19 protein-coding genes are annotated in these 24,873 nt (G+C 75.5%); 12 read left to right on the forward strand and 7 right to left on the reverse strand.

Features of this window, described 5'->3' with window-relative positions:
• Positions 1-51 precede the first annotated feature (51 nt).
• Entirely contained in the window at positions 52-3,033 is a 2,982-nt protein-coding gene (locus OG617_RS06220; RefSeq protein ID WP_405099497.1) for a LuxR C-terminal-related transcriptional regulator, read from the reverse strand.
• A 235-nt stretch (positions 3,034-3,268) separates the two neighbouring features.
• Between OG617_RS06220 and OG617_RS06225 the strand changes: the two genes are divergently transcribed.
• The 3 genes from OG617_RS06225 (at position 3,269) to OG617_RS06235 (ending at position 6,352) form a co-directional block, all read left to right on the forward strand.
• Entirely contained in the window at positions 3,269-3,796 is a 528-nt protein-coding gene (locus OG617_RS06225) for a hypothetical protein (protein WP_405099499.1), read from the forward strand.
• 43 nt (positions 3,797-3,839) lie between these two features.
• Positions 3,840-5,015, forward strand: a complete 1,176-nt coding sequence (locus tag OG617_RS06230) for an alcohol dehydrogenase catalytic domain-containing protein (RefSeq protein WP_405099501.1) — start codon at positions 3,840-3,842, stop codon at positions 5,013-5,015.
• 152 nt (positions 5,016-5,167) lie between these two features.
• Positions 5,168-6,352, forward strand: coding sequence for a saccharopine dehydrogenase family protein (locus tag OG617_RS06235; protein WP_405099503.1), 1,185 nt, complete (start codon positions 5,168-5,170; stop codon positions 6,350-6,352).
• 3 nt (positions 6,353-6,355) lie between these two features.
• Here OG617_RS06235 and OG617_RS06240 read toward each other — a convergent pair whose 3' ends face one another.
• Positions 6,356-7,036 (reverse strand): lysophospholipid acyltransferase family protein, encoded by a 681-nt coding sequence (locus OG617_RS06240; RefSeq protein WP_405099505.1) that lies wholly within the window; start codon positions 7,034-7,036, stop codon positions 6,356-6,358.
• Positions 7,037-7,125: 89 nt separating this feature from the next.
• Here OG617_RS06240 and OG617_RS06245 point away from each other — a divergent pair, with 89 nt between their 5' ends.
• The 7 genes from OG617_RS06245 (at position 7,126) to OG617_RS06275 (ending at position 14,344) form a co-directional block, all read left to right on the forward strand.
• The gene (locus OG617_RS06245; RefSeq protein ID WP_405099507.1) at positions 7,126-7,743 is read left to right on the forward strand and encodes a TetR/AcrR family transcriptional regulator; all 618 of its coding nucleotides are present in this window, start codon (positions 7,126-7,128) and stop codon (positions 7,741-7,743) included.
• Positions 7,744-7,777: 34 nt separating this feature from the next.
• Positions 7,778-8,872 (forward strand): MerR family transcriptional regulator, encoded by a 1,095-nt coding sequence (locus tag OG617_RS06250; RefSeq protein ID WP_405099509.1) that lies wholly within the window; start codon positions 7,778-7,780, stop codon positions 8,870-8,872.
• Positions 8,873-9,078: 206 nt separating this feature from the next.
• Positions 9,079-10,365 carry a serine--tRNA ligase gene (gene serS, locus OG617_RS06255; RefSeq protein WP_405099511.1) on the forward strand — a complete coding sequence of 429 codons (1,287 nt, stop codon included), beginning with the start codon at positions 9,079-9,081 and terminating at the stop codon, positions 10,363-10,365.
• Between the two features lie 606 nt (positions 10,366-10,971).
• Positions 10,972-12,417 carry an alpha-amylase family protein gene (locus OG617_RS06260; protein WP_405099513.1) on the forward strand — a complete coding sequence of 482 codons (1,446 nt, stop codon included), beginning with the start codon at positions 10,972-10,974 and terminating at the stop codon, positions 12,415-12,417.
• 82 nt (positions 12,418-12,499) lie between these two features.
• Entirely contained in the window at positions 12,500-13,405 is a 906-nt protein-coding gene (locus tag OG617_RS06265) for a L,D-transpeptidase (RefSeq protein WP_405099515.1), read from the forward strand.
• 41 nt (positions 13,406-13,446) lie between these two features.
• Positions 13,447-13,635 (forward strand): DUF397 domain-containing protein, encoded by a 189-nt coding sequence (locus tag OG617_RS06270; protein ID WP_405099517.1) that lies wholly within the window; start codon positions 13,447-13,449, stop codon positions 13,633-13,635.
• Positions 13,636-14,062: 427 nt separating this feature from the next.
• The gene (locus OG617_RS06275) at positions 14,063-14,344 is read left to right on the forward strand and encodes a hypothetical protein (protein WP_405099519.1); all 282 of its coding nucleotides are present in this window, start codon (positions 14,063-14,065) and stop codon (positions 14,342-14,344) included.
• Between the two features lie 54 nt (positions 14,345-14,398).
• Here OG617_RS06275 and OG617_RS06280 read toward each other — a convergent pair whose 3' ends face one another.
• Positions 14,399-16,498 carry a prolyl oligopeptidase family protein gene (locus OG617_RS06280; protein WP_405099521.1) on the reverse strand — a complete coding sequence of 700 codons (2,100 nt, stop codon included), beginning with the start codon at positions 16,496-16,498 and terminating at the stop codon, positions 14,399-14,401.
• A 90-nt stretch (positions 16,499-16,588) separates the two neighbouring features.
• Between OG617_RS06280 and OG617_RS06285 the strand changes: the two genes are divergently transcribed.
• Complete coding sequence (locus OG617_RS06285) at positions 16,589-17,731, forward strand: site-2 protease family protein (protein ID WP_405099523.1); 1,143 nt, start codon at positions 16,589-16,591, stop codon at positions 17,729-17,731.
• A gap of 140 nt (positions 17,732-17,871) precedes the next feature.
• Here OG617_RS06285 and OG617_RS06290 read toward each other — a convergent pair whose 3' ends face one another.
• From OG617_RS06290 to OG617_RS06305, 4 genes are all read right to left on the reverse strand, one after another.
• Positions 17,872-19,110, reverse strand: coding sequence for an FAD-binding protein (locus OG617_RS06290; RefSeq protein WP_405103497.1), 1,239 nt, complete (start codon positions 19,108-19,110; stop codon positions 17,872-17,874).
• A 146-nt stretch (positions 19,111-19,256) separates the two neighbouring features.
• Positions 19,257-20,186, reverse strand: a complete 930-nt coding sequence (locus OG617_RS06295; protein ID WP_405099525.1) for an LLM class F420-dependent oxidoreductase — start codon at positions 20,184-20,186, stop codon at positions 19,257-19,259.
• Between the two features lie 69 nt (positions 20,187-20,255).
• On the reverse strand, positions 20,256-21,029 hold the full coding sequence (locus tag OG617_RS06300) for a response regulator (RefSeq protein ID WP_405099527.1): 774 nt from the start codon (positions 21,027-21,029) through the stop codon (positions 20,256-20,258).
• A complete protein-coding gene (locus OG617_RS06305; protein ID WP_405099529.1) occupies positions 21,026-23,284 on the reverse strand; it encodes a sensor histidine kinase in 2,259 nt (752 codons plus the stop codon). Before OG617_RS06305 ends, OG617_RS06300 begins: the two co-directional genes overlap by 4 nt.
• Positions 23,285-23,694: 410 nt before the next feature.
• On the opposite strand from OG617_RS06305, the gene OG617_RS06310 reads away from it, so the two are divergent.
• Positions 23,695-24,867 carry an acyl-CoA dehydrogenase family protein gene (locus OG617_RS06310; RefSeq protein WP_405099531.1) on the forward strand — a complete coding sequence of 391 codons (1,173 nt, stop codon included), beginning with the start codon at positions 23,695-23,697 and terminating at the stop codon, positions 24,865-24,867.
• Positions 24,868-24,873: the final 6 nt, after the last annotated feature.

Below are 24,873 nucleotides of genomic sequence, written 5' to 3' on the forward strand. Positions count from 1 at the left end.
ACGCCCCCGGACCCACGCCTCGCGGGGCCACGACGCCGGGCCCCGCGAGGCTCAGATCAGGTGCAGCTCCCGGGCCCGCCGGACGGCCTCCCGGCGGCGGGTGGCGTCCAGCTTGCGGTAGATGTTGCGCACGTGCGTCTTGACCGTGTTGACCGACAGCGACAGCTCGCCGGCGATCTCCACGTTGGACAGGATGCTCTGCAGGTACCGCAGGATGGTCAGCTCCCGCTCGGTGAGCGGCTCCTCCAGCGGCCGCCCCGACGCCGGGTCCGGCCGGTCGGTCGGCTCCTGGGCGCGGACCAGGTCGCTGACCGTCGGCCAGTGCGCCGTGCCGGAGTCCAGGTGCGCGGCGAGCAGGTCCCGCGCCCCCGGCTCGGCCCGGGTGAAGACCCGCCGGTACCCGTCCGGTTCGGCCAGCTCCAGCGCCCGCTCCAGCAGCCGCCCGGCCCGCCGCTCGTCGCCGGCCCGCCGGGCCAGCACCGCGTCGAGCAGCGCAGCGTCGAGGCGTACGGGCAGCGGCCAGGCTGCGGCGTCGGGGCCGTCCCAGTCCGGCAGGGCGTGCCCGGCGGCCCGCGCGTCCCCGGCGCGCAGCTCGATGCGGGCCAGGGCCACCGCCACCGCCGGCGCCGGGCCGTCCGGGTGACGCAGCCCGTCGGCGAACAACTCCCGGGCGGTGCCCAGGTCGCCGTGGGCGGCCCGCAGCTCCGCCTCGGCGGCCAGCAGCCGGCCGGCGAGCTCCCGCGCCCCGGCCGGCCCCTCCCCGGCCCCGCCGAAGCGGTCCCGCGCCGCCGCGAGCAGGCGCAGGCCGGCGGCCGGGTCGCCCCGGTCGCTCAGCAGCTCTGCCCGGCACAGCGCGGCGAGCGCCGCGACCGACGGCTCCCCGACGTCGCCGGAGTCGCCGCGGGCGCGGGGACCGCCGTCACCGCCGAGATCGCGGGAACCACCGAGGTCGCGGGGGCCACCGAGGTCGCGGGGGCCACCGAGGTCGCGGGAGGCTCGGGGGCCACCAGGGCCACCAGGGGCGCCGGGGTCGCGGGGGATGCCAGGGGCGCCGGGGGCGTCGCCGCCGGTGGCCGGGGCGGCCAGCGCCAGGTGCGCCGCCGCCTCGTCGGGCTGGTCCCGGTGCAGCGCCACCAGGGCCAGCGCCAGGTGCCCGTGCGCGCAGTCGACCCGGCAGGACCAGCCCTGGCAGGCCGGCAGGTCCAACGCCTCCCGGGCGGTCCGCTCGGCCGCCCGCAGCTCACCCAGGGCCGCGTGCAGCAGGGCCGACCGGCTCGCGCAGAGCAGTTCGGTGCGGGGCCGCCCGCCCTCCCGGGCCGCCGCCAGCGCCGGCCCGAACTCGGCCGCCGCGCCGCGCAGGTCGCCGTCGGCCAACGCGGCCAGGCCGAGCGCCGCGCCGGCCGTCGCCCGCACGTCGGCATCGTCGGCCGCGCCGGTGCGCGGGTCGTCCGCCGGCCCCCCGGGGGTACGCGTGGCGAGCAACCGGTGCGCCGCCCGGCGTACCTCGTCGTGGTCGCCGACCAGCCGGGCCAGGGTGACCTCCAGCGCGGTGGCCAGCCGGCGGAACCGGTCCCGGCGCGGCACGGGCAGCGACCTGGCGTGAGCGGCGGCCCGGTGGAGCTGCGCGGCGGCGGCGGCCGGATCGCCGGCGTGGGCCCGCTCGGCGGCGGCGGCGAGCCCCAGCTCCGGGTCCCGCCGGACCGCCTCCTCCGGCGGCGCGGCCGGCGGCGGCCCGCCGAAACCCTCCCGGTCGTACGGGATCAGCTCCGGCCAGCGGGTGACCAGCAGTTCGGTGGCCCGGTCCCAGTGACCGGCGGCGAGCGCGTGCCGCAGCGCCTCGGCGGGACGCCCGTGCCCGGCGTACCAGCCGGCCGCCCGCAGGCGCAGCTCGCGCCGCTCCTCGGCGGGCAGCCCGGCCAGCTCGGCCCGGAGCAGGTCGGCCAGCAGCGGGTGGCAGCGGTACCAGGGCGGCCGGTTGTCGTCGCGACGCACGAACCCCCCGGTCGTGGCCAGCGCGGCGAGCACCGCCTCGGAGCCGGGGCGGCCGGTCAGCGCGTCGACCAGGTCGGCGCGGAACGCGTCGGCCACCGCGCCCCGGCGCAGGCAGTCCCGGGCCGCCCCGTCGAGCGGGTCGAGCACCTCCTCGCGCAGGTAGCTGGCGACGTCCGGCTGGTCCCCGCCGAACTGCTCCAGCCAGCGCACCGGGTCCGGCCGGTCCCGCACGGCCAGCGCGGCGAGCCGCAGCCCGGCCGCCCAGCCGGCGGTGCGCTCCCGCAGCCGGGGCACCACCGCCGCCGGCAGGTACACGCCGTACGCGGTGAACAGATCCGCCACCTCGTCGTCGGTGAAGGCCAACTCGTCGGGGCCGACGGTGGTCAGTTCCCCGGCCAGGCGCAGGCGGTGCAGGCCCGGCGGCAGGTCGGTGCGCGCCCCGACCAGCAGGCGCAGCCGCTGTCCCGCGTGGCGGAGCAGGAACTCCAGCCCGGTCAGCGCCGCCGGGTCGGCGATCCGGTGCAGGTCGTCCAGGACCAGCAGCACCGGGCGCTCCCGGGCGGCGAGCGCGGCGGCCAGCAGTTCGAGCTGGTCCGGGCGGGGCGGCGCGTCGGCCGGGGGCGGGGCGGGCAGGGGCGGCTGCGCCGGGTCGGACCGCCGGCCGATAGCGCCGTGCAGCGCCGCCGCCAGGTACGACCAGAGCCGCGCCCCCGTGTCGCCCGCCTCGACCGTCACCCACGCCGGGGGCGACTCGACCGTGCGGGCCCAGGAGCCGAGCAGGGTGGTCTTTCCCCAGCCTGCCGGGCCGGAGACCAGGGTGACCGGGCCGGCCGTCCCCTCGTCCAGCCGGCGCAGCAGCCGGGGGCGGACCAGCACCGGCTCGGCCAGCGGGGCCGGGGCCAGCCGGGACGCCAGCAGCGGCGGCGGCCCGCCCGCCCCGGCGTACCCGGCGGCGGAACCCGGGACCGTGTCCCCGGCGTGGGTCCCCGGCCCGGCGCTCGCGGCGGCCACGGCCGTGGCGTCCCAGTCGTGCTGCGGCATCCGGCCCCACCCCCACGGACGCGTCCACTTCCCCAGGTCGTGCGGCGGGCGGTTACCCCGCCCCGGCCGGTTCACCCCTTCGGGGGGAACCCGCTTCACCCGGCCGGCGGCCACCGTGGGGGCACGCGGGGGCCGGCCGCTTGTCCGCCGCCCAGGTCCGCAGCAGCTCGAAGGCGGGTGACCGGGTGCCCGCCGGCCGACGAGGGCCACCGACGACGAGGGGTGGGTGGGACGGATGGGGCGCGGGACGCGGAGGGCGCGGGCGGTGGCCCGTACCGCCGGGGCGATGGCGGCCGGCGCGGTGGCCGCGGTGACGGCGGCGCGGGCGCTGCGCGGACCTGGGCGGGCGAACCGGTCCCGGACGGCGGGCCGCCCGGACCGGGGAGACCGCTGGCAGGTGGTGACCGTCGACCGGCCGCCGGAGCGGGTGCTGCCGGGCGGGCGACGACCCGAGCCGCTGCGTCGCCTCGGCGACGGGGTGGAGGTGGCGCTGCGCCCGGCGCCCGGCGGGCGGGGCACCGAACTGGCCGCCCGGTCGGCCGGCGGCGGCCCGCTCACCGGGCCGGCCGCCCACCTGGCCGGGGACGACCCCGGGCTGCCGATCCGGGAGACCCTGCGGCAGGTCAAGCAGCTCGCCGAGACCGGTGAGCTGCTCCGCCCGGACCGCTCCCCGCTGGACGGGCCGGCGCCACCGGCCGGGCCTGGCCGCCCCCCGGACGGACCATTCGACGGCCCGATCGACGGGTCGGTGGGGCGCGGATGAGGGCGCTCTGCCGGCTCGGCGCGGACAACCTCGGGGTGCCCGGATGAGGGCCCTCTGCTGGCTCGGCGCGGACGGCCTCGGGGTGCGCGAGGTGCCCGACCCGGAGCTGCGCAACTCCGGCGACGCAATCGTCCGGGTGCGGCGCAGCGCCACCTGCGGGGCGGACCTGCCGCTGCTCGGCGGCCGGGGGCCGAGCCTCACCGTCGGCGACGTGCTCGGGCACGAGTTCCTCGGCGACGTGGTCGAGGTGGGCCCGGGGGTGCGCCGGCACCGGGTCGGCGACCGGGTGGTGGTCTGTGCCGTCGTGGCCTGTGGGAGCTGCTGGTACTGCCGGCAGGGCCTGTACGCCTGCTGCGACAACGCCAGCACCAGGGCGGCCGTCGCCGAGCAGGCGTGGGGGCAGCCCACCGGCGGCTGCTACGGCCAGCCCCGCTCGGCCGGGGGCTTCGCCGGCAGCCATGCCGAGTACGTCCGGGTGCCGTACGCCGACGTCGGGGCGTTCGCCGTGCCCGACCCGGTGGACGACGACCGGGCGGTCTTCGCATCCGACGCGGTGCCGACCGGCTGGCTCGGCGCCGAACTGGGCGAGGTGTGCCCCGGCGACGTGGTGGCAATCTGGGGGGCCGGGGCGGTGGGCCAGATGACCGCGCAGGCCGCCCTGCTGCGCGGCGCGGCCCGGGTGGTGGTGATCGACCGGCACCCCGACCGGCTGCGGTCGGCCGAGCGGCACGTCGGCGCGGAGACCCTCGACTACCGGGCCACCGACGTCGCCGCCGAACTGCGCGAACGCAGCGGCGGGCGGGGCCCGGACGTCTGCGTGGAGGCGGTCGGGATGGCCTGGGACGGCACCGGACCCCGGTCGCTGGCCGACCTGTTCGCCGCCGCCGGGCGGGGCGGCACGGTCCCGGACCGGCCGATCGCGGTCCGCGAGGCGGTGCACGCCTGCCGCAAGGGCGGCACGGTCGTCGTGCTCGGCACGTTCACCGGGTTCGTCGACACGTTCCCGCTCGGCGCGGTGATGCACAAGGGGCTGACCGTGCGCAGCTCCCGGCAGCACGGGCAGCGGTGGATCCCGATGCTGCTGGACCGGATGGCCCGTGGCGAGATCAACACCGGTCACCTGGCCACCCACCGCCTCCCTTTGGAGCAGGGCGCGCACGGCTACGACCTGTTCCGCGAGCGCGCCGACGGCTGCCTGCGCGCGGTCTTCACGCCCTGAGCCGCTCCCTGAGCCGTTTCCTGAGCCGTCCTCGGGGCCCTGTCCTCGGGACCGTCCTTGAGGACCGTCCTTGAGGGCCGTCCTTGAGGGCCGTCCTTGAGGGCCGTCCTCGGGGCCGGGCGGGGTGCCGGCCCGGGTGGGACACTCGCAGGATGCGTGAGGACCGGCCGTACGACGTCGTTCTGTTCGGGGCCACCGGGTTCACCGGGGGGCTCACCGCCGAATACCTCGCCCGGCACGCGCCGGACGGGCTGCGCTGGGCGCTCGCCGGGCGCAACCCGGCGAAGCTGGCGGCCGTCCGGGACCGGCTGGCCGCCATCGACCCGGCGCTGGCCGGGCTGCCGCTGCTCACCGCCGACGTCACCGACCCGGAGTCGCTGCGCCGGGTCGCCGGCAGCGCCCGGGTGGTGGCCAGCACGGTCGGGCCGTACGTGCACCACGGCGAGCCGCTGGTCGCCGCGTGCGCCGCGGCCGGCACCGACTACCTCGACATCACCGGCGAGCCGGAGTTCGTCGACAGGATGTACGTGCGCCACCACGCCGAGGCGGTGCGCACCGGGGCCCGGCTGGTGCACGCCTGCGGCTTCGACTCCGTCCCGCACGACCTGGGCGTCTGGTTCACCGTCAAACAACTCCCGGCGGACGCGCCGATCACCGTGGACGGGTTCGTCCGGGCCGGCGGGAGGTTCTCCGCCGGGACGTACCACTCGGCGCTGACCGCGTTCTCGCGTACCGCCGAGGCGGGCCGGGCGGCGCGGGAGCGCCGGGCCGTCGAACCCCGGCCGGAGGGCCGCCGGGTCCGCGCGGTGCCCGGGAAGGTGGGCCGGTCGAAGGAGCTGGGCACCTGGGCCGTCCCGCTGCCGACCATCGACCCGCAGGTGGTCCGCCGGTCGGCGGCGGCCCGCCCGGAGTACGGCCCGGACTTCCGCTACCGGCACTTCGCCGCCGTGAAGCGGCTGCCGACGATCGTGCTCGGCGCGGCCGGGCTGGGCGGCCTCGTCGGGCTGGCCAAGCTCCCGCCGACCCGGCGCTGGCTGCTCGGCCGGCTCGCCTCCGGGCAGGGGCCGAGCCCGCAGCAGCGGGCGAAGTCCTGGTTCCGGGTGCGGTTCCTCGGCTCGGGCGGCGGCCGGCGGGTGCTCACCGAGGTCTCCGGCGGCGACCCCGGGTACGACGAGACCGCGAAGATGCTCGCCGAGTCCGCGCTCTGCCTGGCCCTGGACGAGGGCCTGCCGGCCACCTCCGGCCAGGTGACCCCGGTGACCGCGATGGGCGACGCCCTGCTCAACCGGTTGGTGCGGGCGGGAATGACCTTCCGGGTCCTGGACGCGCCCCGCTGAACGTCAGCTCGGCTCGTCGCCGGGCGGCGGGTTGTACGTGTGGGCCCGCTCCTGGCCGGAAAGGGCACCGATGGCGTCCATGATCTGGTCGGTCACCCGACGACGGGCCGGGGCGGAGCCGGCGTTCCCCCGGTGTGCGGGGAACTCCAGCACCGGGCCGAACCGGACCGTCGGCCGGGCGGCGCCGGGCAGCAGGGCCGCCGCCGACCCCAGCCGGGCCGTGCCGGCCACCGCCACCGGCACCACGGGGGCACCGGAGGCCATCGCCAGCCAGGCCACCCCGGTGCGCCCCCGGTGCAGCCGGCCGTCCCGGGAGCGGGTGCCCTCCGGGTAGATGCCGAAGGCGCCGCCCGCCTCCAGCAGCGCGAGGGCGGCGTCGAGCGAGGACTGGAACTCGCGGTTGACGCCCCGCCGCACGGGGATGGCGCCGAGGCCGGCGAAGAACTGGCGGCGCAGCAGCCCGCCGGCGCCTCGGCTCTCGAAGTACTCCGCCTTGGCCAGGAACGACACCGGGCGGGGCGCGGACAGGGGGATGAGCACACTGTCCTGGAAGGACAGGTGGTTGCTGGCCAGGATGACCGGACCGGTGGCGGGCACATGCGACGCCCCGTCGATGCGGGGGTGCCAGGCCAGCCGCATCAGCGGTCGCAGCACGGCGCGGACGGTGGCGGCGGCTCGGGGCACGGCACTTCTCCTGGAGTGAGGGGTCGACCCGCACTATAGCGACCGAACGTTCGGACGCTATTACCTCCGCGCGTCGCTACACTGTCCCGATGAGTCCCCGCTCGTCCCTGGCCGACGCCGCCCGCACGCGCGCCGCCATCCTGGCGCACGGTGCTGCGGTCGCCTCGGTCGAGGGCCTCGCCGGGCTGACCATCGGCCGGCTCGCCGCCGACCTCGGCATGAGCAAGTCCGGGCTGCTCGGCCCGTTCGGCAACAAGGAGACCCTGCAACTCCAGGTGGTCGAGGCCGCCGCCGACGTGTTCTGGCGGGAGACCTGGGAACCGGTCGCAGACCGACCCGCCGGGCTGCCGAGACTGGCCGCCGTCTGCGGCAGTTGGGTACGCCACCTCGCCCGTCCGGTCTTCCCCGGTGGATGCCTCTTCATCGCCGCCGCCAGCGAGTTCGACGACCGGCCGGGCCCGGTCCGCGACCTCGTCCTCGGGTACGCCGACCGCTGGCACCGCGAGCTACGCGGGCAGGCACTGCGGGCCGTCGCCGACGGGGACCTGCCCGCCGGCACCGACCCGGAGCAGCTGGTCTTCGAGCTGACCGGGCTGGCGCTGGCCCTGCACCAGGCGCTGCGGCTGCGCCAGGACGCGGGCGCGGTGCCGCGCGCCTGTCAGGGCATGGCGCGGCTGCTCGGCGTTCCCGTCCGGCCCACGGCTTGACCCTCGACCAGGTTGAGACAACAGGATCCTCGGTGTGGAGAGCGAACTACGCAGCATCGGCGAGTTGGCCCGGGCCAGCGGGCTGACGATCAGCGCCCTGCGGTTCTACGACCGCTCCGGGGTGCTGGTACCGGCCCTGGTCGACCCGGTCACCGGCTACCGCTGGTACGCCGACGAGCAGGTGGCCCCGGCCCGGCTGGTGGCCGGGCTGCGCCGGGTCGGGATGCCGCTGGCGGAGATCGCCGCCGCGGTGCGGCACCGCGCCGAGCCGGCCGTGCTGGGCCGGCTGCTCGACGCGCACCTGCGACGGCTGGAGGACGGTCTCGCCGACGCCCGCCGCGAGCTCTCCCGCGTCCGCGCCCTGATCGACCCCGAGGAGAACCCGATGACCACCCGTCTCGTCCTGTCCCACATCGACCTCGCCGCCGCGATCGACGCCGTCCGCTTCGCCGTCGGCACCGACCCCGACCTGCCGGTGCTGTCGGCGGTCCTGCTCGAGGCCGGGGACGACGGCGTACGCCTCGTCGCCACCGACCGGCACCGGCTGGCGGTGTCCCGGGTGTCCGGCCGGGTCGACGGCCCCCCGGTGCGGGCGCTCGCCCCGGTGGACCTCGTCGACCGGGTCCGCGCGCTGCTGGACGCCGACGCCGGGAGCGCCGCCGAGGCGCAACTGCGGCTCGACGGGTCCGCCGTCACCGTCACCGTCGCCGGCCGGGAGATCACCGGCACCGCGCTGCCGTACGACTTCCCGGACTACCGGCGGCTGCTGCACGGGCACGTCACGGGCGCCCCGACGTACCGGATCCCGGTGGACGTGCCGGCGCTGCGCGCGACGCTGAGCGGCGCGGCGCCGGCCCTGGTGCGCGAGCACGAGGGCGTGGCCGTGCCGGTGACCGTGCTGGGCCTGGACGACCGGGGCGCGCTGCGGGTCCTCGACGGCGACGCGCTCGCCGACGACGACCCGGGCGCGGTGCGGGTCGGGGTCAACGGGCGGTACCTGCTCGACGCCCTGGACGCGGGCGACCGGGGCCAGCTCGTGCTGGAGCTGGACGGGCCGATCGCCCCGCTGGCCGTGCGCCGACCCGACGACGCCGACGTGTTCTCGATCCTGATGCCGATCCGCCTGTGACCGCCCTGGCACCGATCCGCCCGCTGCCCTGATGCCGATCCGCCTGGCTGTACTGGTGCCGATCCGCCGGCGACCGGCCGGCCGGGGCCGCCGACCCGCGCGGCCCCGGCCGGCCGATCCCCGGGCCGGGCCGGCGGGTGCGGGCCCGGCGACAGGTAGCATCTGTGGGTTCCACCTGACCCCCGGACGGAGGCGTACGGAGCAGCATGCTCGACATGGAGTTGATCCGGAAGGATCGCGAGGCGGTGGCGACCGCGCTGGCGAAGCGACTGGATCCCGCCGAGGTCAACCGGGCGCTGGACGAGATCCAGCGGCTCGACCAGGAACGTCGCGCCCTCATCACGGAGATCGACGCCGAGCGGCAGCGCCGCAAGGCGGACGCCCGGGCGTACGCGGCGGCGAAGCGGGCCGGCAGCGCGCCGGAGGTCTCCGCGCCGGAGGCCGAGCGCAAGCAGCTCGCCGAGTTGGAGTCCCAGCTCGACGAGGTGCAGTCCCGGCTGCGCGACCAGATGAGCGAGCTGCCCAACCTGCCCGCCGACGACGTGCTCCCCGGCGGCAAGGAGGCCAACCGGGTCGTCAAGACCTTCGGCGAGCCGCCGGCCATCGAGAAGGTCCGCGACCATGTCGAGCTGTCCCGGTCGCTGGGCCTGGTCGACTACGAGCGGGGCGTCAAGCTCGGCGGCTCCGGCTTCTGGATCTACACCGGTCAGGGTGCCCGGCTGGAGTGGGCGCTGGTCAACTGGTTCATCGACCGGCACATCGCGGCGGGGTACGAGTTCCTCCTCCCGCCGCACCTGCTGCTGGACAGCGTCGGGTTCGCGGCCGGGCAGTTCCCCAAGTTCTACGACGACGTCTACCACCTGGACCGGGAGTCCGCCCCGCGCGGGCAGTTCCTGCTGCCCACGGCGGAGACGGCGCTGCTGGGCACGTACCAGGACGAGATCCTGGACACGACGAAGCTGCCGCTGAAGACGTTCGCGTACACCCCCTGCTACCGACGCGAGTCGGCCGGGTCGCACTCGGACGAGCGGGGCACCGTGCGAGGCCACCAGTTCAACAAGGTGGAGATCTTCCAGTTCACCCTGCCGGAGCAGGCGGACGCGGCGCTGGAGGAGATGCTCGCCCACGCGGAGAGCCTGGTCGAAGGGCTGGGCCTGCACTACCAGCGCAGCCTGCTCTCGGCCGGCGACGCCAGCGCGGGGATGAAGAAGACCCTCGACATCGAGGTGTGGATGCCGAGCACCGGAAAGTACAAGGAGGTGTCGTCGGTCTCCTGGGCCGGCGACTACCAGGCCCGTCGGGCGGCGATCCGCTACCGGGAGCCGGGCGGCAAGCAGACCCGGTTCGTGCACACCCTCAACGGGTCGGCGCTGGCCACCAGCCGGCTGTTCCCGGCGATCCTGGAGCAGTTCCAGCAGCCCGACGGCTCGGTACTGGTGCCGGAGGTGCTCCGCGACCGGGTGGGCACCGACCGCCTCACGCCCCTCCGCTGACGCCCACGCCGGGGCGGAACCCCTCCTCCGCCCCGGCCCTGGCCCACCCACCACCTCACCCCCGCGCACTCAGCCTGGCCCCGCGCCCCGCCCCGCCCCGCGCCCGCCCCGCCCCGCCCACCCCGCCGATCTTGCACTTTGGGCCCGCCAAAAGGGCGTCATGCGGTATTTGTCAGGGCCGTAACTGCAAGATCGCGGGGCTCAGGCGTGTCTCCCTTCGGGGGCGGGCGGCGGGTGGGGCGTAGTGACGCCCCGACCTCCGACCGGCCCAGCAGGGTGCGCCACTCGGCCCTGACCAGCCGCAGGCCAACCCCGTTCCCCCAGCGAGCACGGAGCGCCGGGGCCAACGGATCGGCCCGATGGCGGATTTCTCGGGCTTCTCGGCCGAACCGTCGAACCGTCGAGCCGTCGAACCGTCGAACCGTCCTGAGGCTGGCAGCCGGCAGCGCACCATGCAGCGACACATGTGCATGCATTGACAGGTTGCGCAACACGCTTGTAACGTTTCCGAAAATTTCCACGCGGCTTGCAAGATTCCGACAGGCGGCCCTTCCCCCCGTCGCACGGCACCCCCACGGTTCCCCCGATCCCCCGTCAGGATTCCCGATGCATCGACGTCGACGCCGCCCGGCGGTCCTCGCCCTCGGCGTGATCGCCAGCCTGCTCGTCCCAACCGTTGTGGCGGCACCCCCGGCCGCCGCGGCCCCATCCGGCGCCAAGAAGGTCATCGCAAACCTGTTCGAGTGGAACTGGCCCTCGGTGGCCAGCGAGTGCACGAGCGTCCTCGGCCCAAAGGGGTACGGCTACGTCCAGGTCTCCCCGCCCCAGGAGCACGTCCGGGGCAACCAGTGGTGGGTGGCGTACCAGCCGGTCAGCTACCGCATCGAGTCCCGCAAGGGCACCCGGGCGCAGTTCCAGTCCATGGTGAACACCTGCCACGCCGCCGGGGTGAAGGTGATCGTGGACGCCGTCGTCAACCACATGTCCGGCCAGGACGCGGGCGGCACCGGTTGGGCCGGCTCGTCGTACGGTCACTACGACTACCCCGGGATCTACCAGACGCAGGACTTCCACCACTGCGGGCGCAACGGCGGCGACGACATCGCCAACTACAACGACCGGTACGAGGTGCAGAACTGCGAGCTGGTCAACCTCTCGGACCTGAAGACCGAGTCGGACTACGTCCGGTCGAAGATCGCCGGATACCTCAACGACCTGCTCTCCCTCGGCGTGGACGGGTTCCGGCTGGATGCCAGCAAGCACATGCCGGCCGCCGACATCGCCGCCGTCAAGGGCAAGCTCTCCCGCTCGACGTACCTGGTGCAGGAGGTCATCCACGGCGCGGGTGAGCCGATCCAGCCACCGGAGTACACCGGCAACGGCGACGTGCACGAGTTCCGCTACGGCAAGGACCTCGCCCGGGTGTTCCGCAGCGAGAAGCTGGCGTACCTGAAGAACTTCGGCGAGGGGTGGGGCCACCTGCCCAGCGGCTCTGCGGCGGTCTTCGTGGACAACCACGACACCCAGCGCGAGGGTGGCGTGCTGACCTACCGGGACGGCGGGATCTACGCGCTGGCCAACGCCTTCATGCTGGCCTGGCCGTACGGCTCCCCGACGGTGATGTCCAGCTACACCTTCAGCAACCGGGAGACCGGCCCGCCCTCGGACGGCAGCAACAAGACCCGGAACACCACCTGCTACTCCGGCTGGGAGTGCGAGCACCGCTGGCGGGTGGTCGCCAACATGGTCGCGTTCAACAACGCCACCCAGGGAGCGGGCGTCGCCAACTGGTACGACAACGGCAACAACCACATCGCGTTCAGCCGCAGCGGCAAGGGCTACCTGACGGTCAACGACGAGGACGGCGCGGTCAACGGACGCTCCTACTACGCCGGGCTGCCCGCCGGCCGGTACTGCGACGTCATCCACGGCGACTTCTCGGGCGGGGCGTGCAGCGGCCCGGTGATCACCGTGGACGCGAGCGGCTGGTTCGCCGCGAGCGTCGCGGCCCACGACGCGGTCGCCATCCACATCGGTGCCAAGCTGAGCTGAGTCGAGCGGAAGGGAGGGCCCCTCCGGGCGCACTTTCGCACAGGAGGGGGCCTCACCCCGGTCACGTGGTTACAGTGCATTTGTGCTGTTTGCCCGATTGACCTCGCGGTGGGTTCTCGGCTGGCTGGCCGCCTCGCTCGGCGTACCGCTGCTCCTGGCCGCCGCGCTGCTCGCCGGCCGGGCCCTGACCCCCGACCCGGTCCGCCCGGCTCCCCCGCCCGCCGCCGCCCCCACCGAGGACGCCGCGCCCCCCAGCGCCGCCGCCCCCACCGACGAGCCGGTCCCGGTGGCGGCCCCCGCACCCGCCACCCTGCCGGTCGTCGACTACGACCCGGCGCCCACCGGCTTCCCGGCCGACCCCCACCCGCTGGACGCCGCCCCGCTCACCGAGGGGCTGCGGCCGAGCCGGAAGATCGCCGCCTACGACGCGCCCGGCGGCCGGCCGCTGGCCTTCCTCGCCCCCACCATCAACGGCGTCAAGCTGACCGTGCCGATCGTCGAGCGCCGGACCGGCTGGACGGCGGTGCTGCTGCCCTCGGCCAACCGGCGGCTCGCCTGGCTGCCGCCCGGCGACGACCGCGGCGTCGTGCCACTACGCGACCAGATCGTGGTGGAGCGCCGGCCGCACCGGCTCACCTGGTACCGGGACGGCCGGGCGATGCGATCGTGGCAGGTCAGCCTCGGCATGCCGGGCCAGTCCACCCCGCTCGGCCGCACCTTCGTCCTCGGCCGCACGCCCCCGCCCGAGGCGGTGTACGGCGGCGTGGACGTCTACGCCCTCGGTGCCGTCCCTGACGACCCGGACGCCGTCCCGGCCGGGCTACGCGGCGCGCACATCGGCGTGCACAGCTGGCACAACGACGACACCCTCGGCGAGAACGTCACCAACGGCTGCATCCGGCTGACCCGCAGCGGTCAGCGCCAACTCCTCGCCGAGGTCCCGCCGGGCACCGGCGTGCTGGTGGTCGACGCCCTGCCCATCCCGTGAACCCGGTCAGTCGCCGAGCAGCCAGCCGTTCTGCTCGGCGAGTGGACGGCATTTGGCGCAAGTCGACCCGCAGCAACAATGGTGGCAATTGTGTCGAAGTCGCTGGCAGCTTCCCTGGCGTCGTCGGGCTGCGCGACAGCAAGGACCCGACCGGCCCGCTGCTGACCTTCACCCCGGCTGCCTGGGTCGCTTTCGTGGCGGGCGTCAAGGACGAGACGGTGAGCCGCTGACCGGAAGGCGTTGCCTTCGAGTTGTCTCCGAGACGGCCAGCCCGCCACGAGGCTGCCGCCACCAGCCGCAGTGGCCCGGCAACCGGGGTCACCACGTGGCAACCGCCGCGCCGCCGTCATGACTGAGGCCCCGGCCCCGGCCCCGGCCCCGGCCCCGGCCCTTCGGCTCCGAGCGATTTCCCGGCTCCCGCGCCCCTGGCGGCACCACCCTTGCGCACGGTCACGCTGCGTCAGCCTGCCGCTTGGAGCGCCGAACGAGACTCCTCCCTTTGCTCTGCTGCCGTCAGCGCAACACCTGGACTGAACAGCCACTTCACGTCGCAGGCCAGCACGATCCGACGGCAGTGAGCGTCACGCTCCGCGAGCGTTGCATGGGGGGCAGCAGAGCAAAGGGGGGCTTGCAGGTGTTGTCCGCAGGTCGGCGACCATGGGGCGTGAGGGTGGCGCGATCTACGCCCCGGCATGCCAGGAGCCAGCGGGCAAGCGTCCAGGTGGCCGGGATTCCAGGCGGGTCAGCGCGGCGGTCTCCCTCGACACCGAGGTGGGCCAGTTCGTCAGCCCCGGGCCGAGCGGCCAGGTCTCCATCGAGTACCGGGACAGCGTCGCAGGGCCGACCGACCCTCCGGTCGCCCACAGCACGATCACCTGCGTGGACCGGTACGGGCTCTCGGTCACGGCCGGTGTCACGGCTGGCGTCACGGCCGGGTGAGGGGGCGGGTGAGGGGGCGGGTCCCGCGCCGCCGTCGCCCCGACGAGTCCATCCTTACGCGCTGAAACCCTGCTCCGCCGCGTCGATTGCCGGCCGCTGGCGCGGCAGGGCCGGACCCGCCTCCCCGCTCAGGTTCCGCCACAGGAACTCCAGCGTCAGCGCCCAGACGAAGGCACGCTGCGCGTTGTTCGCCGCCGCACCGTGCCCACCCTCGACGTTCTCGTAGTACGCCACCTCGTGGCCGTGCTCGCGCAGCCGGGCCGCCATCTTGCGGGCGTGCCCCGGATGCACCCGGTCGTCCCGGGTGGAGGTGACGAGCAGGAGCGGCGGATACGGCTGGTCGCTGCGGATATTGTGGTAGGGCGAGTACCGGCGCAGGTAGGCCCAGTCGGCCGGCTCGTCCGGGTCGCCGTACTCGGCGGTCCACGAGGCGCCGGCCAGCAGCCGGTGGTAGCGCCGCATGTCCAGCAGCGGGACGTGCGCGACGACCGCCCCGAACAGCTCCGGGTAGCGGGTCAGCATCACCCCCATCAGCAGGCCACCGTTACTACCGCCCTCGATGCCGAGTCGCGCCGGTGTGGTGATTCCCCGGGCGACCAGGTCGGCCGCCACCGCCGCGAAGTCCTCGTACGCCCTGGGCCGGTCCTCCCGGAGCGCGGCCCGGTGCCACGGGGGGCCGTACTCGCCGCCGCCCCGGATGTTCGCCACCACGTAGGTGCCGCCCCTGGCCAGCCACCCCCGGCCGATGATGCCGCTGTAGTGCGGGGTCAGGGAGACCTCGAAGCCGCCGTACCCGGTGAGCAGGGTCGGGCCGCCGGTCGCGTCCGGGTCGCCCACCACGAAGTACGGCACCCGCGTCCCGTCCGCCGAGGTGGCGAAGAACTGTCGTTCCGCCAGGCCCTCCCCGTCGAAGAACGTCGGTGCGCGCTTGAGCGTCTCGACGGTGCCACCGACCCGTCCGAGCCGCAGGGTCGCCGGTTGCCGGAACCCCTCGGACACGAGCAGGTAGTCGTCGCCGGTGTCGCGGTCGGTCTCCACCAGCCCGCTGTGGCCCGACTCCGGTACGCCCGGCAGCGGCTCCCGCCGCCACCCCGTCGTGTCGGGGGTCAGCACCTCCAGCCGGCTCCGCACGTCCGCGAGGGTGACCAGGATGAGATGGTTACGGGTCCACGCGTGACCGCCCAGCGCGGTGCGGTCGTCCGGCCTGAACAGCACCGTCAGGTCCCGCCCACCGGCGAGGAACGCGTCGAACCGGGCCGCCAGCAGCGCGCCCGCCGGATGGGTGACGCCCTCGACCGTCCACGGCGAGCGCAGCCCGATCACCAGCCACTCCCGGTGCACATCCCACCGGGCGTCGTCCGGCACGTCGATCCGCAGCCGCTCACCCTCCTGCGTCAGCAGGTAGCTCTCCGTGCGGTAGAAGTCCAGGCTGCGCCCCACGAAGGTGCGCTCGAAGCCGGGTGTGTGGTCGTACGAGGCGTAGGCGCTGACGTCGTCCGCCTGCCCCTCGAAGACGACCTCGGCCGCCGACAGCGGCGTGCCCCGCCGCCAGCGCCTGACCACCCGGGGGTAGCCGGAGGTGGTCAGCGAGCCCGGCCCGAAGTCGGTGGCCGCGTAGATGTGGTCGGCGTCGATCCAGCACACGGTGCTCTTGGCCTCGGGAAGCGTGAAGCCGTCCTCGACGAAGGCGCGGCCGACCAGGTCGAACTCGCGTACCACGACCGCGTCGGAGCCGCCTCGGGACAGGCTGACCAGGCAGCGCTCGTACCCGGGGCGCAGCACCGTCACGCCGTCCCAGACCCAGTTCTCGCCCTCCTCGGCGGCCAACGCGTCGAGGTCGAGCAGCACGTCCCACTCGGGCTCGGGCCGGCGGTACTGGTCGAGGGTGGTCCGCCGCCACATCCCCCGCGGATGCGTCGCGTCGGTCCAGAGGTTGTAGTAGAAGCGGTCCCCACGCCACCCGGGGTAGGGGATGCGGTCGTCCGAGTCGAGCACCTGCCGGATCTCGGCCCGCAGGGCGGTGAACCGCTCGTCCCCGGATGGCGCGGCCAGAGTCTCCGCGTTGCGGTCCCGCACCCATCCGGCGGCGTCCGGTCCGTCAAGGTCCTCCAGCCAGAGGTACGGGTCGTCATGCTCATCGGTCAGCCTCGCCACGTTGCCACTATCCCCGACGGGGTCAACCCGGCCGGAGAACCGGACCACCGGCGATGGCATGCTCCGGTTTTCGCGGGGTATGACCGGAACATGAGGGCGAGTTTCCGGATCGGCCGGGTCGCGGGCGTGCCGGTCGGGGTCAACTGGAGCGTCCTGGTCATCTTCCTGCTGATCGCCTGGGGGCTGTCGGCCAACCAGTTCCCCCGGTCGTACCCGGACCGGCCGACCTGGGCGTACGTGCTCGCCGGGCTGAGCGCCGCGGTGGTCTTCTTCCTCGGGCTGCTGGCCCACGAGGTCTCGCACGCCGTGGTGGCCAAGCGCAACGGCATCGAGGTGGAGGGGATCACCCTGTGGCTCTTCGGCGGGGTGGCCGAGTTGCGCGGGGAGGCCCGCGACCCCGGGGCGGAGCTACGCATCGCCGGGGTCGGGCCGCTGGTCAGCCTGATCATCGGCGTCGTCTTCGGCGGCATCGCGGTGCTGCTCGCCCTCGCCGGGTCCACCGGCCTGTGGCTCGGGGCGCTGGCCTGGCTGGCCGGCATCAACATCCTTCTGGCGATCTTCAACGTGCTGCCGGCCGCCCCGCTGGACGGGGGTCGGCTGCTGCGCGCCGCCGTGTGGAAGGCCACCGGCGACCGGACGAGGGCGTCGGTGGTGGCGGCCCGGGCCGGCTGGGTCCTCGGCGTGCTGCTGATCGGGCTGGGCCTGTGGCAGTTCCTGCGCGGCGCGGGCTTCGGCGGGCTCTGGCTGGCGCTGATCGGCTGGTTCCTGATCGGGGCCGCCGGCCTGGAGGAGCGGCAGGCCCGGACGGGCAGCGCGCTGCGCGGGATACGGGTGGCGGACGTGATGACCCCGCAGCCGCAGACCGCGTCGGCCGAGATGACCGTGGCCGACTTCGTCGACCACTACCTCTTCGCGTACCGGCACTCGGCGCTGCCGCTGACCGAGGACGGCCGTCCGGTCGGCCTGGTCACCCTCGACCGGGTACGCGGCGTCCCGGCCGACCGGCGGGCCGCGACCACGCTGGCCGAGGTGGCCTGCCGGGCCGACCAGCTCGTGCTGGCCTCCCCGGACGAGCAGCTCACCGACCTGCTCCCCCGGCTCAGCGGGTGCACCGACGGCCGGGCGCTGGTAGTGACCGACCAGCGCCTGGTCGGCATCGTCTCGCCCAGCGACATCAGCCGGGCGGTGCAGCGCGGCAGCCTCCGCGAGCAGGTGCCGGCCGGCCGGCACTGAGCCGCCCGGCGGCCCTTGATCGTCTGCTGTTCACGGACATCCGCTCCGGCGTGTCGTCTCACTCCGGCGCAAACGATCAAGGGAAGGCAGGAAGGCCGGGCGGCGGGTCGGTGGAGTGGTGGAGTGGTGGATCCGGTCGGTCAGCGGGGGAAGTGGCGGTCCAGCAGGGCTGTGCGGAATTTTCCTGTTGGGTCCAGGGTGCGCTGGAGGGCCAGGAAGTCCGGGTGACGGGGGTATGTGGCGGCGACCGCTGGCGGGTCGAGCGTGAACACCTTGCCCCAGTGCGGTCGGGGCGCGAACGGGGCCAGCCTCTGTTCCACCTCGGCGAGCACAGGGGCCACCGCGTCGGCGTCGGCGGTCCAGGTGAAGTGCACGGCGACGCTGTCCCGCCCGTACTGCGGGCTCAGCCACAGCTCGTCGGCGGCGACCGTACGCAGCTCGCAGACCTGGAGCACGGCGGCGATCCGGTCCGCCACCGGGTCGAGGGCGGCCAGCGCGTCGGCCGCCGTCGCCCGGGGCAGGTGGTACTCCGACTGGAGCTCGTCGCCGCTGCTCGGGGTGAAGCCGAGCCGGAAGTGCGGCAGCCGCTCGTGCCAGGGCCCGGGCTCGCCGAGCTGGGCCGTGCAGCTCCCCGCCGGCATCCCGGGCACCGGGTGCACCGGCCCGTCCGCCGCCGTGGTGCCCAGCCAGTCGGCCTCCGGCGGCGGCGCGTCGGCGAGCTGCTTGCGCCACACCTGCCCGAACCGGTCGCCGCGCCAGTCGGTGAAGACGCTGACGCTGTACGCCGAGGCGAACGCCTCGTCCAGAGCCACGCGGGGCAGGCCGAGCCGGACGTACTGCCGTATCTCGAAGGCGGGCAGCACGTCCAGGGTGACCCGGGTGACCACGCCCAGCGCGCCGAGGGCGACCACCATCCCGGCGAACCGGTCGCCGTCGGCGTCCCGGCGTACGGTCAGCAGGTCCCCGTCGGCGGTGACCAGCTCCAGGGCGGCCACGGCGGTGGCCAGGTTGCCGATCCCGACGCCCGAGCCGTGGGTGGCGGTGGACACCGCCCCGGCCACCGAGATGTGCGGCAACGATGCCATCGTCGGCAGGGCGTACCCGGCGACGTGCAGCCGGGTGGCCAAATCGCCGTAGCGGACGGCGGCGGCCACCGTGACCGTGCGGCGCTCCCGGTCCACCTCGACGGTGGGCGGCAGGCCGGCCAGCGACACCAGGTCGCCGGTGGTGTCGCCGAGCCGGTTGAACGAGTGCCCGGTGCCGACCGCCCGGAGCCGGTCGCTGCCGGCGACCAGTCGGCGCAGCTCGTCCACCCCGGACGGGCGGTGCCGCCGGGCGGCGGCGTACCGGACGTTGCCGGCCCAGTTGCGCTCCGGCACGCCCGGTGCCCGGTCGGTGGGCCCTGCCCCGGGCACACCGACGCCCGCGCGTTGTTCCTGCTCCCCTGCGTCCACGTCGCACTCCCGTCGCTCGACGTCGTCGGCCGACGACCCGGGGCGGCACCGGCCGGGGAGGTTGCCCGGGCTCAGAGCTGCGGCATGACCTCGGCGGCGACCAGCTCGACCTGGTCCAGGTCGGCCAGGTCGAGGACCTGGAGGTAGATCCGCTCGCTGCCGACCTCGGCGTACCGGCCGATCCTGTCGACGATCTCGGCCGGGGTGCCGCCGAGGCCGTTCTCGCGCAGCTCCGCCGGCTCCCGGCCGATCACCTCGGCCCGCCGTCGCACCTCCGCCTCGTCCCGGCCGCAGCACAGCACCAGCGCGTTCGACCAGCGCATCCCGGCCGGGTCCCGGCCGATGTCGGCGCAGGCGGCCCGGACCCGGCCGAACTGGGCCACCGAGTCGGCGACGGAGACGAACGGCAGGTTGAACTCGTCGGCGTAGCGGGCCGCGAGGCGGGGCGTGCGCTTCGGCCCCATGCCGCCGAGCAGGATCGGCGGCCGCGGCTGTTGCACCGGCTTGGGCAGGGCCGGTGAGCCGGTCACCGGGTAGTGCCGGCCCGCGAAGTCGAACGTCTCGCCGGCCGGCGTCTCCCACAGCCCGGTGATGACGGCGAGCTGCTCCTCCAGCCGGTCGAACCGCTCGCCCACCGAGGGGAACGGGATGCCGTACGCGGTGTGCTCGTCGGCGAACCAGCCGGCGCCGATGCCCAACTCCACCCGGCCGCCGCTCATCTGGTCGACCTGGGCGACGCTGATCGCCAGCGGGCCGGGCAGCCGGAACGTGGCCGCCGTCATCAGGGTGCCGAGCCGGATCCGGGAGGTCTCCCGGGCCAGGCCGGCCAGCGTGGTCCAGGCGTCCGTCGGGCCCGGGTCGCCGCTCACCGCGCCCATCTTCAGGTAGTGGTCGGAGCGGAAGAACGCGCCGTAGCCGGCGTCCTCCGCGCAGCGGGCCACGGCGAGCAGCTGGTCGTAGCTGGCACCCTGCTGGGGTTCGGTGAAGATCCGCAGTTCCATGCCCCGAGCATAGGGAGCCCGCCGGGCGCCCGCCGCGAAAGGAAGGCCCTTGGGGGCGCAGCGTACCGGTCAGGGTTGGCCGAGGCCGGCCTCGCGGGCCCGCTGGATCGCCTGGCTGCGGTCGGCGACCTGGAGCTTGCCGAGCACGTTGGACAGGTGGTTGCGGACGGTCTTCGGGCTGAGCGTCAGCCGGCGGGCGATCACCACGTTGCTCAGCCCTTGCGCGACCAGGTCCAGCACCTCCCGCTCCCGGTCGGTCAGCTCGGGAAACGGCGCCGGCCCGCCAGCCCGCCCGCCGGCGAGGAAGCCGATCGCCCGACTGGCGATCACCGGGCCGAGCAGCACCTCGCCGTTGGCGACCGCGCGGACGGCCCGCTCCACCTCGCCCGGCGCGGCGCCCTTGAGCAGGTACCCCCGCGCGCCGGCACGCAGCGCGGCGAACACCGAGTCGTCGTCGTCCAGCATCGTCACCACCAGCACCCCGATCCCCGGGTGCCGGGCGACGATCTCCCGGGTGGCCTCCACTCCGGACCGCCCGCCGAGGTGCAGGTCCATGATGATCACCTCGGGTCGGGTCCGGTCGGCGAGCCGGACCGCCTCGTCGGCGTCGGCGGCCTCGCCGACCACCTCCAGCCCGGGCGTGGACGCCAGCAGCGCCGTCATGCCGAGCCGGAACACGGGATGGTCGTCGACCACCGCCAGCCGGATCACCGCCGCTCCACCGACCACCGCACCGTCACCCGTCACCGCCGCACCGCCAGGGCTAGTCGCGCCACCGTCCACCGTCATCGCCACACCGCCGGGGCTCGTCGCGCCACCGTCCACCGCACCGTCACCGGTCACCGCCGCACCGCCAGGGATCGTCCCGTCCGCGTCCCCGGCACCGTACCGGCTTCCGCCGGCACGCCCGCCGGCTGCCGCGGGCCCGCCGACGGGTCGGCCGGGGCGCGGACGGCGGCCGGCAGCTCCGGGCCGGGGTCGGGATCGGCCGGGTCCAACCCCCGCTGGGCGGGGACGGCCGACGGCAGGTCGCCGTCGACCGGCGGCAGGCGGTCGGCGGGCACCCGGACGGTGACCTCGGTGCCGCCGTCGGGCGCCGGGCCGATCACGCACACCCCGCCGATGCCCTCGGCCCGCTCCCGCATGGAGAGCATGCCGACCCCGGACGGCGTGCCGACCGCGACGCCCCGACCCGGGTCGGTCACCCGGACGGTGAGCCCGTCCGGATCCCGCTCGACCGCCACCCGGCAGGTCGGTGCGCCGGAGTGCCGCCGGGCGTTGCGGACCGCCTCGGAGACGATCCCGTACACGGCGGTGGCGACCGGCTCGGGCAGCGGCAGCGGCAGCGCCTCGACCAGCACGGTCAGCCCCGAGCCGTCGTACCGTTGGGCCAGCTCGTGCAGGGCGGGGACCAGGCCGCGCTCGCCGAGGACCGGCGGCAGCAGCCCGCGGGCCAGGTCGCGGACCTGCTCGACCCGCTGGTCCGTCTCGTCGCGCAGCCGGTCCAGCAGCCGTCCGGCCGCGCCCGGGTCGGCGGCCAGCAGGTTGCGGGCCGCCTGGAGGCCGAGCGCCACCCCGGCCAGGGCGGGCCCGAGCCCGTCGTGCAGGTCCCGCCGCAGCTTGCGGCGTTCCGAGTCGCGGGCCTCGGCCAGCCGGGCCCGGGAGACGACCAGCGCCCGGCTGGTCGCGGCGAGGCTGGCCGCCGAGGCGACCACCGGCACCAGGTCGACCAGCGCCGAGCGGGTACGCCCGTCCAGCCGCTCGCCGGCCCGGGCCCACGCGGTCAGCCGCCCCACCTCCCGCTCGCCCCGGCGCAGCGGCAGCACCAGCGGCTCCCCCACCGGCCCGGCGGACGCGCAGTGGGCGGTGCACGGGTCCGGGCCGTCCACCTCGATACCGCAGGCACCCAACCGCAGCGACTCGGTGAGGCTCCGCGCCACCCCGGTCAGCACGTCGGTCGGGTCCTCGCTCGCGCTGATCCGGTCGCCGACGCCCCGGACCACGCCGATCGGTTCCGCCGCCGCGCCGTGGATCAGCCGGTCCACCCGCCGCTGCACCCACCACCGGCCCGGCTGCACGGCGGCCGCGACCAGGGCGGTGACCAGCACCCCGGGGACCGCCCGGCTGGCCGGGAGCAGCGCGTCCAGCGTGGTCACCCCGACCACGTACGCGGCGACCAGCAGGAAGGTCAGCAGGAACCAGACCAGCGTGCGGCGGACCGCGATCTCGATCCCCCACAGCCGCTGCCGCAGCACCACGGCCAGCACGGCGGCCGGGAAGAACGCCTGCGCGGCCAGCATGGCGGTCGGCGGCAGCCCTTCCGGCACCGCGCCCGCCCAGTCGGCGGGCAGCGCTATCGGGGCGAAGCTCACCGCCAGCAGCACCGTGCCGACCGCGAGCCAGCCCAGGCCGACCCGTTCGGCGGGCGGCGAGACCCGACGCCGCCACAGCAGCCCGGCGGCGGCGACCAGCCCGAGCAGCGGCACCAGGGCGGTGAGCACGGGCTGCACCCGGGCGACGAACTCGGCCCAGTCGGCGCTGCGGATCGCCAGCGGCGCCCCGGACGGGGCGCCGCCCAGCCCGGGATAGGTCAATTGGAACAGCTCGGTCGCGGCGACCACCGCGGCGCCGGCCGTCACCGCCACCCGGGGACCCACCGTGAGCCGGCCCTCCCGGACCAGCCAGGGCAGCACCACGATCAGCGACAGCATCCCCGGCACCCAGCCCCAGTGCCGGGCCGTGGTCAGCAGCGTGACCTCCGGCAGCCCGGGGTACACCCGCAGCAGGTCGAGGTACTGGGCGCCCAGGCCGGCGATACCCCCGCCGACCCCGGTGACCGCCAGCAGCCAGGCCACCGGGTGACTGCGGCGCAGCAGGATCAGCCATCCGGTCGTGCCGTACACCGCGCAGTCGGTGTAGTCGACGAGGAAGTAGAGCTGGGACAACCCCCACGGGCGGCGGGCGAGCACCCAGCAGAGCGTCGTGGCGGCGAGCAGCAGCACGCAGCCGACCAGCACTGTCCAGGCGGCGACCGGGCGGCCGGGGTCATCACCGGCGTTCGGGACGGTCAGCGCGCTCGGCACCGGGTCGACCAGCATGGCGTGATCCTGTCAGTCGGAGCGGCGGTTGCCGAGATCCCGGCGCTGCGCAACGGGTGTCGGTCCGGCGACAGTCGCGCGGGCCCGGCCGGGACGGGGTACGGCCACGGGTGGGACACGGGCGCCTCCCGACGGGACGTGGTCGTCGATGGGGCCAGCGGGTCGGGGTGCGGGCGACACCGCCGGTCCACCGAGCGTGCCGGTCCCGACGTCCCGGCCGCATGGTGCGCACCGTCCCGTCCACCCGGGAACTTCCGCCGGGCAGGGGGCCCGGCGGCCCGGTACCGCCGTCCCTTCCCGCCGGGACGCCGGGCCGTCCAACGTCTGAGCCGCGGATGCCGCAGGCCGGCGCCGCGAGTCCGACGGCGCCGGGACGGCGCCGCGACGCCCGGGGCGAGCAGGAGGCAACCATGGACGAACAGGACCGCACCCGACTGACAGATGCGGTACGGGAGCTGACGCCGGAGCTGAGCCGGCGGGCGGAGGAGATCGAGGTCGCCCGGGAACTGCCCGCCGACCTGCTCGACGGGCTCCGGGCCGCCGGCTGCTTCCGGATGTTCGTGCCGCGCAGCCACGGCGGGTACGAGGCGGACCCGCACACCGGGCTGGCGGTGCTGGAGGAGCTGGCCCGCGCCGACGGCTCCACCGGCTGGACGGTGATGATCGGCGCGGAGACGCCGCACCTGCTGGCGTTGCTGCCCCGGGACCGGTTCGACAAGCTCTACGCGTCGGGCCCGGACGTCGTGGTGGCCGGCGGCTTCGCCCCGCAGGGCCGGGCCGAGCTGGCCGACGGCGGGTTCCAGGTCACCGGGCGGTGGGGGTTCGCCAGCGGCTCCCGGCACGCCGACTGGATCTTCGGTAACTGCGTGCTCACCGGGGACGGCCAGCCGCTGCCCGGCCCGAACGGCCAACCTGTGGAGATCCGTTCGGTGCTGCTGCCCGCCGGCTCGGTGACGGTGCAGGACACCTGGCACACGCTGGGGTTGCGCGGCACCGGCAGCCACGACGTGCTGATGGAGTCGGTGTTCTGCCCGGTGGAGCAGAGCTTCGACCTGTTCACCGGGGTCCCGTGCGTGCCGGGGCCCGGGTTCGTCGCGCCGCTGGCGCAGTTCGTCCTGCACCTGGGCGCGGTGGCCGTCGGGATCGCCCAGGGCGCCCTGGACGACACCGTGGCGCTGCTCGACGGCGGCCGGCAGCGGCTGTACGCGCGGCAGTCGCTGGCCGACTCGCCGGCCTTCCGGGTGCAGCTCGGCCGTGCCGACCTGAACGTCCGGGCGGCCCGGGCCCTGGTGCGGTCGCTGGCCCACGACCTGTCCCGGGCGGCCGACGCGGAGAACCCCGCCGCGGTCGACGCGCTGCGCCCGCAGATCTCCGCCAGCCTGCCCTGGGTGACCGAGGTCGCCACCGCCGCCGTGGACGCCTGCTACCGGGCGGGTGGGGGCGGCGCGGCCCGCGACTCCTCCCCGGTGCAGCGCCGCTTCCGGGACATCCACACCTTCGCCCAGCACGCGGCGGCGGCGGAGGGCTGGCTGGGCAACAACGGCGCCCACCTGCTCGGCCGGCCGGTGGAGCTGGCCTACTGACGCGGG

Source organism: Micromonospora sp. NBC_01412, from assembly GCF_045040215.1.
In the GTDB taxonomy this organism is placed as follows: domain Bacteria; phylum Actinomycetota; class Actinomycetes; order Mycobacteriales; family Micromonosporaceae; genus Micromonospora; species Micromonospora rubida.

What these genes read in the sequence shown, in the direction of transcription:
- OG617_RS06220 (WP_405099497.1), bottom strand. Translation starts at nt 3,033, where the DNA reads ATGCCGCAGCACGACTGGGACGCCACGGCCGTGGCCGCCGCGAGCGCC.
- OG617_RS06225 (WP_405099499.1), top strand. Translation starts at nt 3,269, where the DNA reads ATGGGGCGCGGGACGCGGAGGGCGCGGGCGGTGGCCCGTACCGCCGGG.
- OG617_RS06230 (WP_405099501.1), top strand. Translation starts at nt 3,840, where the DNA reads ATGAGGGCCCTCTGCTGGCTCGGCGCGGACGGCCTCGGGGTGCGCGAG.
- OG617_RS06235 (WP_405099503.1), top strand. Translation starts at nt 5,168, where the DNA reads ATGCGTGAGGACCGGCCGTACGACGTCGTTCTGTTCGGGGCCACCGGG.
- OG617_RS06245 (WP_405099507.1), top strand. Translation starts at nt 7,126, where the DNA reads ATGAGTCCCCGCTCGTCCCTGGCCGACGCCGCCCGCACGCGCGCCGCC.
- serS (WP_405099511.1), top strand. Translation starts at nt 9,079, where the DNA reads ATGCTCGACATGGAGTTGATCCGGAAGGATCGCGAGGCGGTGGCGACC.
- OG617_RS06260 (WP_405099513.1), top strand. Translation starts at nt 10,972, where the DNA reads ATGCATCGACGTCGACGCCGCCCGGCGGTCCTCGCCCTCGGCGTGATC.
- OG617_RS06275 (WP_405099519.1), top strand. Translation starts at nt 14,063, where the DNA reads ATGGGGCGTGAGGGTGGCGCGATCTACGCCCCGGCATGCCAGGAGCCA.
- OG617_RS06285 (WP_405099523.1), top strand. Translation starts at nt 16,589, where the DNA reads ATGAGGGCGAGTTTCCGGATCGGCCGGGTCGCGGGCGTGCCGGTCGGG.
- OG617_RS06295 (WP_405099525.1), bottom strand. Translation starts at nt 20,186, where the DNA reads ATGGAACTGCGGATCTTCACCGAACCCCAGCAGGGTGCCAGCTACGAC.
- OG617_RS06305 (WP_405099529.1), bottom strand. Translation starts at nt 23,284, where the DNA reads ATGCTGGTCGACCCGGTGCCGAGCGCGCTGACCGTCCCGAACGCCGGT.
- OG617_RS06310 (WP_405099531.1), top strand. Translation starts at nt 23,695, where the DNA reads ATGGACGAACAGGACCGCACCCGACTGACAGATGCGGTACGGGAGCTG.